4 protein-coding genes are annotated in these 7,268 nt (G+C 46.2%); 1 reads left to right on the top strand and 3 read right to left on the bottom strand.

The window, feature by feature from the left end:
- Positions 1-255: 255 nt before the first annotated feature.
- The 3 genes from FYJ45_RS26355 to FYJ45_RS29900 form a co-directional block, all read right to left on the bottom strand.
- Positions 256-804: a GNAT family N-acetyltransferase gene (locus FYJ45_RS26355; RefSeq protein WP_154468000.1), complete on the bottom strand. Its 549-nt coding sequence runs from the start codon at positions 802-804 to the stop codon at positions 256-258.
- Between the two features lie 391 nt (positions 805-1,195).
- Positions 1,196-1,459, bottom strand: a complete 264-nt coding sequence (locus FYJ45_RS26350) for a hypothetical protein (protein WP_154467999.1) — start codon at positions 1,457-1,459, stop codon at positions 1,196-1,198.
- A gap of 210 nt (positions 1,460-1,669) precedes the next feature.
- On the bottom strand, positions 1,670-4,825 hold the full coding sequence (locus FYJ45_RS29900; RefSeq protein WP_195841997.1) for a leucine-rich repeat protein: 3,156 nt from the start codon (positions 4,823-4,825) through the stop codon (positions 1,670-1,672).
- Positions 4,826-5,416: 591 nt separating this feature from the next.
- Here FYJ45_RS29900 and kdpA point away from each other — a divergent pair.
- Positions 5,417-7,234 carry a potassium-transporting ATPase subunit KdpA gene (kdpA, locus tag FYJ45_RS26340; protein ID WP_154467998.1) on the top strand — a complete coding sequence of 606 codons (1,818 nt, stop codon included), beginning with the start codon at positions 5,417-5,419 and terminating at the stop codon, positions 7,232-7,234.
- The last annotated feature ends 34 nt before the right edge of the window (positions 7,235-7,268 follow it).

The following is a 7,268-nucleotide window of genomic DNA, read 5'->3' as shown; positions in this document are numbered from 1 at the left end:
ATACCTCACTGTTTTAATAAGATTTTTTACTAACCCGCAAAGTCAGTAATCTTATTTTACTCTGAGGTATTTTTTTCTCAACCCTCTTTCTCGGAATTCCCTATATTTGAATTATACAGGAAGCTCCATTCATAAACCATGAATAGATTATAGGTGTCGGTCAAAGAAATTGGTACCAACCGCTATTTGCGTTTTCGCTACTTGAAGTTGCATACTTATAAATTTTTATTTTTCGGTCCGGCCGAGAGGAAATTTTTAAGCAATCTCAATTCTCATCAAAACTACTTCCTGCCAGCCAGCGTGGCGGGAGAAAAAACCTTTAGGGTTACGGCCGTATTCACTGAACCCTATACTTTTGTATAATGAGATGGCTCTGTAGTTATCACTTACGACATTTAACTCTAACTGTACATATCCGGCAGTTTTGGCACATTCTATACAAGTCATAGTCAAGGCCCGGCCAATTCCCATGCCCCAAAAACTCTTTTCAATACTGATACCAAACTCAGCGCGGTGCTTGACCTTGTCTTTCTTTCCTATGGCTTCAATACCTGCAGTTCCAACAATGCGCCCATCAACAATGGCGCAAATTTCAATTTCATTTACACTGTTTTCCTTATCTATTAAAAACAGTTGTTCCTGTTCTACATCAAAACTGTTCTCATCCGAATATGACAGCAAAAAATCTGTCTGGCTATGAGTCAAATTAAAAATATCATATACTTGTTGAGCATCTGAAGCCACCGCGTTTCTTAATAAGCATTCTTTATTATTTTTGAGAACGATTTTTTTAGAATATTTCATTTATGTATTTACTCTCATTCAATTTGATATGTGTATATAAAACAACACTATAAAATAATACCACAACTATTTTATTGTAAAAAATTATAGAAACTAAAAATTAAGCCATAACATCTTGGTATATTCCCCATACATGCAGTACTTCCATACGAATCATATCATGGGAAAGCCTCATAGTATTAGGGCCGAACTTTTCCTGCAATTTTTTGCAACTATTGTTTTCCCACTACCGGAATTGCCCCTTAATATAACTAATTTTTTCATAATTTTTCTCCTTGTCTTTTTTATTAAGACTAATTGTGTTCATAAATAAAATTATTGTTACTGGCAAGGCGACTCTTAAACGAGTTCGGTCAGTTCTGCTTTATAACCATTCCATAACTGCCTTTAATCAATCGTTCCATATCCGGTATTGCAGGGGACACCAGCCAGCCACATAATCCAGAAGATCTGCGATATAATCACGGGAAAGGCCGTCATTCAGACTATTATGGTATTGATATAATGGCTGATACACATCTTTTTGTTCTAAGTTCATATCGTGCAGCTCTGTCAAAAGTGCATATCCCTGCTGTATCATGTCATAATAGGCGTTTTCTGTAATGTGTGAGGATAATATTTTAATTTGAGCAAATATTTTTTTGCTGTTATTCATTATAAACCTCATACGAATTCAAACTTATCAGGCCGGGAAATTTGTCTAATTATAACAGAAATATAATAAAAATTGAAGCACTGTATTTATTATTGCGATAAACAGTAATCCATAATATAAAATACTCTGTCAGCAGACAAACAGGGGCCGGAAAACGTTTTTGTTTTCCGGCCCGCAGCTTTGATCTTGCATGCAATTAGAATTACGTATTTATCTGTTCTTTCTCTTAATTGACAGAAGCACTGCGATAATTACCACCACCAGTATCAGAAGGATGCAGGAGGCTATGAGAACGATGGTAATTGTCTTGCTTTCTGATTTCTTTGTCAGCTCCTTGACAGGAAGCTTTTCCTCCGGAGTGGTTTCCGGTGCGGGAGTGGATTCCTCAATCGTTTCCGAAGGGGTTTCGGTTTCCTGTGTTTCCGTTTCGCTTTCCGTCTCTGTTTCTGTTGTTGTTTCAGAACCTTTATCCTTCGGCGTTGGCTTATAGGAGGAGGTCTTATTGGAGGAAGGCGCGGAAATTTCCCACGATTTTCCTGAATTGCTGTTGGAGGCGGAGCCGGAACCCGAAGGAGCGGGAGCGGGCGTTGTAAGCGCCGCATTTACCTTGGCGTACAGCTCACTCAGAAGGGAGAGCGGATAATATACACGTCCCTTTTCATAAACCAGCGCCGTTTGGGCCGGTATAATGACAGGCTTTCCTCCGTCCCATCTCACAATCAGGGCCACATAAGAATTCTCCCGAAGGGCGGCCATAACTGCTTCAGGCATTTTATCATAGGTAACCGCATTGACATTTACGGTATCCCCGGCCTTTGCTTTTTTAATCAGCTTGACCACGCTGTCCCAGAAATCTTTTTCATAATCGGGTACGTATGTGTTGGAAGAAGAGTTATTGTCATTATTGTTGGAGCTGTTATTATCCTTATTGTCGGAGTGGTGGGAATCCTCCGCTTTTTTTACGTCCTGGTAAATAACTGAGAACACCGAAAACTTATCACATTTAATGGTAATGGTCTTTCCGGAAGAATCACTGTTGGTAAAAAGTGAAGCGGAAGTACGCGACCGGCTGTTCTCATGTAATCCGGCAACATAAAAGGTTCTCTGGTATCCGTTTGCAACTGCCTTTATATCCTTTGGAACAGGGAAGCTCAAAATGAGCTGTTTGGGTGTTTCGTGTAAAGCAGTGGTTGAGGTGGTGCTATTTTTGGTAATGATCTTATACAGCTTTATGTCGTAACTTTCGGAAGTGATAACGGCATCCTTTAACAGGGATTGGATTTCCTTTTTCTGTTCCGGATTAACAGTAGATTTTTTTACATTGATTGTTATTGTGTAGTTAGTAATGGCGCCGTTTCTCAGTTCTCTGGCTTCCTGCGCTGTCATATCGTACAGAAGTGCTGCATAATCGGACATGGTTACGATCCCGGTCTCATCCACATCTATTTTAATAGAAGGGAGAGCCAGCAGGGAACGGTGGAACTTCAGCAGCGTTTCTTCAGGGATATTGGGAGTGCGGTTTTGGCAAAGCTCCTCATATTGGATTTTGGCATCCAGATAAGCATTGGCCTGTTCTGTACTGACACTGCTTCCTTCTTTTAATTCAGGAAGGCTGTCAAACACCTTTTTCATATCCTCAGATTCCATAATAACGAAGGATACCGCAAGTCTGTGGGTCTTGGAATCCCCGGCAGGTACATTTTTCAGCTGATAGGTATTTTCCTTGAGTTCCCCTTTGATATCAACACCGTCAAAGGTAACGGAATCAAGCTTATAACCCGGATCAGGCGTAAAGGTGAAATCAACAGTCTCCCCTTTACTTAACGAGAAGGAGCCGGATGGAGATACCTTACCTTTACCGGATACGGCAACCTCAATTGCGTAAAGGGCATCTGAAACACCCTCCAGGGTTATTGTGCCCTGTGCCTCTTTATAATTATTGCTGTCCTTCGGCGTGAACGTCCAGGAATAATCATGTTTTCCTTCCTGAATCGTCTGGTCGTCATCCCAGCGGATAGTGCCTTCCGTGCTTCCTTCCTTCAGGGAAAGCGTAGGGAGGCTGCCGCTGACAGAGATGCTGTCGGAGGAAATAACAGGGGTAACATCAGGCTCTGCCTTACGGATTTTCACCTTAAAGTCATGATGATCCTCATAAATGATCTTATTCTCGCCTTTGATTGCCGCCTGCACCGTAACCCGGCAGGTAAAGCTGCCCGCATCCCGGAACTCCATATTGAATAAGTCATAATCTGATTTTCTTGTTTCTTTTCCGCTCTCGTCAACCCAGGTCCAGATAAAATAGAAAATCACATCCCCGTTCTGCGCGCCCTGATAGGAAGAGTAATGGGGATGGCTGGCTGAGACATTGAGAGAAGCCGGTTTGCCGTCATAGGTCTTATCAATATCGCCGCCAAAGCCTACCTGAGGCAGATCCAGCGGCTGAATCAGCGTGAGCACCTTGCCGGTCACAAGGGAATCAGGGGTAACCCCGGTGCTGCTTCCCTTATCAAATACCCACCTCCAGTTATTGGAGGACGAACCTCCGGAAGGCTCCGGAAGCTTATAATCCGCCTTAATCGTCCAGGATTTATTATCCTTCTGCACATACTTTAAAGGCATCCGGTACAATGCCGTCCTGGCCTTAGCGACTTCATTTCCCGCCTCATCCACAAAACGCAGGGTGACAGGATAAGTCAGCTTTTCTGCGCGATCCACCGGCGGTTTGATGGTAAGCGCGTCATAGGAAGACTTGTCCAGGCAGACAACCGCAGCAAGCGCTCCCCCGCCGAATGCCGAATCCCCATATACAGTGTTCTTGCCCGAAAGATAAACGAAACGGTATCCCGCGGAATAAAAAGCATTTTCCCCTACCGACGTTATTCCTGCAGGAAGCCTGAGGCTGCCCGTCAGACCCGTACAGTTAAAAAATGCGCCTTTCCCGATGGCAGTAAGACCGGTGGCAGCAGATAAATCCAGCCCAACAAAACTGATGCTGGCGTAATTACTCTGATTAAAAGCATTATCCCCAATGCCCTTCACCGGAACGCCGCCAACCGCTGCAGGAATAACCAGCTTCATCTGATTCGTTCCCTGTGCCAGCAGCCCCTGTATATATTCGGGGTTCACCCCTGTAATAATTCCGTCCTTCCCGCAAAGGTAAGGCTCAGCGGGCGCAGGGGGTACAGGTGTCCCATTCCCGTCAGGTTCACCGGGCGTCTCCGGCGGCGCCTCCACAACAGGAGGCGCCGGGTTGGAATTCCCGCTCACGCTCCCAGCCTCATCCGCCAGGACGGTCATTCCCCCCAGAAAAAGCGTCAGCACCAAGCTGACTCCAAGCAATATAGAAACACGTCTCAAACCATTCATTAAGATGCCTCCCCTCTTATAATTGCGGACTTGTTACGCAATTACCTATTAAAAATAAACAATCTGCTTCCTTATACCCCCATTATGAACCATACCACATAGGAAAACAATGAAGTAAATCTTAAGATTAACAAAAGAATTCCAATCCGCAAAATCTTAATGAAATAGCAATACAAACCCAAAAAACAAGTAAAATTTTCCCTCAAACCGTAATAAAAATGCAATACCCCTTAAAGAAATAGTGATAAGTTTCAACAGCTTTTACGAGAATCATCTGTCCACCCTCCCATGTCCTGGAAAACCTCCCAACCGGACGGCCCGTACACTGTGGGGGTAATCCCCCTTTTAACACAATTTTAACATGGGAAGAATTTTTCTAACCCTATTTTTTTACGGACCCTGCTATACTTCAATCAGTAATCAGGGCCGGAGCCGCCAAAAGGCCTCGTCCTGATGCATTAATACAGCGATGCCGTCCCCGGGCGGCGGAAGGGAGACAGTGATGGATATATTGATTTGGCTGATAGCTGCGACAGGCATCGGCATGCTGATTTATTACTTTGTTATTTTATTGAAGGGAGAAGACAGGTAATGGAAAGCTTTATGCAATATGCGGTTTATCTTATTATCCTTGTGGTGCTGGCGGTTCCGCTGGGAGCTTATATCGGAAGGGTTATGGACGGCGGGAAGGTAATCCTTTCCCCCATCTGCGGTCCCTGCGAAAGGCTGATATATAAAATCCTCCGTATTGACAGCAGAGAGGAAATGTCCGCGAAGAAATACATAATGAGCGCGGTCATATTTAATGCAATCGGTTTTCTGGTATTGTTTTTTATGCTGCTTCTGCAGGGACTCCTGCCGCTGAACCCGGAACACATTCCGGGAAACTCCTGGCACCTGGCCTTCAACACGGCGGTCAGCTTTATGACAAATACCAACTGGCAGGCCTACAGCGGTGAAAGCGTGCTAAGCTATTTTTCCCAGATGATGGGTCTGACGGTACAGAACTTTGTGTCCGCGGCCACTGGAATCGCGGTGTTGTTTGCGGTAATCCGGGGCTTTGTCAGAGTGAAGCAAAACGGGATCGGCAATTTCTGGGCCGACCTGACCAGATCCGTTGTTTACATCCTGCTTCCGCTGGCTGTTGTGGGAAGCATCCTCATCAGCTCCCAGGGGGCGGTGCAGAGCCTGCGGCCTTATGATAAGGCGGAGCTGCTTGAGCCGGTGGCTTTGGATGAAAATGGAGAAATCATCGAAGGAGCGCATGTGGATAAAGAAACCGGCGCGGTGACGGTGGACGGGATACCGGTTGAGGCGTCCAGGATTGTTACGGAACAGGTAATCCCTCTGGGGCCTGCGGCAAGCCAGATTTCCATCAAGCAGCTGGGAACCAACGGCGGCGGCTTCTTCGGCCTGAATTCCACGCATCCCTTTGAAAATCCCACGATTTTCAGCAACCTGATAGAAATGCTTTATCTGCTTCTGATACCGGTGGCGCTCTGTTTTACCTTCGGAAGGAATGTAAAGGATAAAAGACAGGGCTATGCGATATTTGCCGCCATGTTTATCCTTCTGACGGCGGCTTTAGCTGTTTGTGCGGTAAATGAACACAACGGGACGCCTCAGCTGGCGCAGGACGGCGCGGTGGCTGTGGACAGTACGGACGGAACAGCCGGCGGAAATATGGAAGGGAAGGAAACCCGCTTCGGCATTGCCACATCCGTGACCTGGGCAGCCTGGACCACTGCGGCCTCCAATGGTTCCGTAAATTCCATGCATGATTCCTATACGCCTGTCGGCGGCCTGGTGCCCATGCTCCTCATGCAGCTGGGAGAAGTGGTATTCGGCGGCGTTGGCTGCGGACTTTACGGCATGCTTGCATTTGCCATCCTCGCCGTTTTCATAGCAGGGCTGATGGTAGGGCGCACGCCGGAATATCTGGGAAAGAAAATCGAACCCTTTGAAATGAAAATGGCTGTGCTTTGCTGTCTGGCCACACCGCTTGTAATTCTGGCAGGAAGCGGTATTGCAACGCTCCTTCCTTCCACGGCGGACAGTCTGAATAATACCGGGGCGCATGGCTTGTCGGAGGTGCTTTATGCCTATTCCTCGGCCGGAGGAAACAATGGTTCCGCCTTTGCCGGCTTCAATGCAAACACCCCTTTTATTAACGTATCCATTGGCCTGGTTATGCTGGGCGCGAGGTTCATACCCATGGCGGCCATGCTTCTGGTGGCGGGCAGCATGGCTAAAAAGAAAAAGGTGGCTGCAACGGCAGGAACCCTTTCCACCTGTAACGGGCTGTTTGTATTTCTTCTGATATTCGTGGTACTTCTGGTGGGCGCCCTGAGCTTCTTCCCGGCGTTGGCGCTGGGGCCGATTGCGGAATATTTTCAGATGGCAGGCTGAGAGATGCGCCATCCTGAACAGTTATTTTATTTAA

The sequence above is a fragment of the Eisenbergiella porci genome (assembly GCF_009696275.1).
Taxonomy (GTDB): domain Bacteria; phylum Bacillota; class Clostridia; order Lachnospirales; family Lachnospiraceae; genus Eisenbergiella; species Eisenbergiella porci.
The sequence above is the reverse complement of the archived record's forward strand: the minus strand, read 5'-3'. Positions and strand labels throughout refer to the sequence as shown.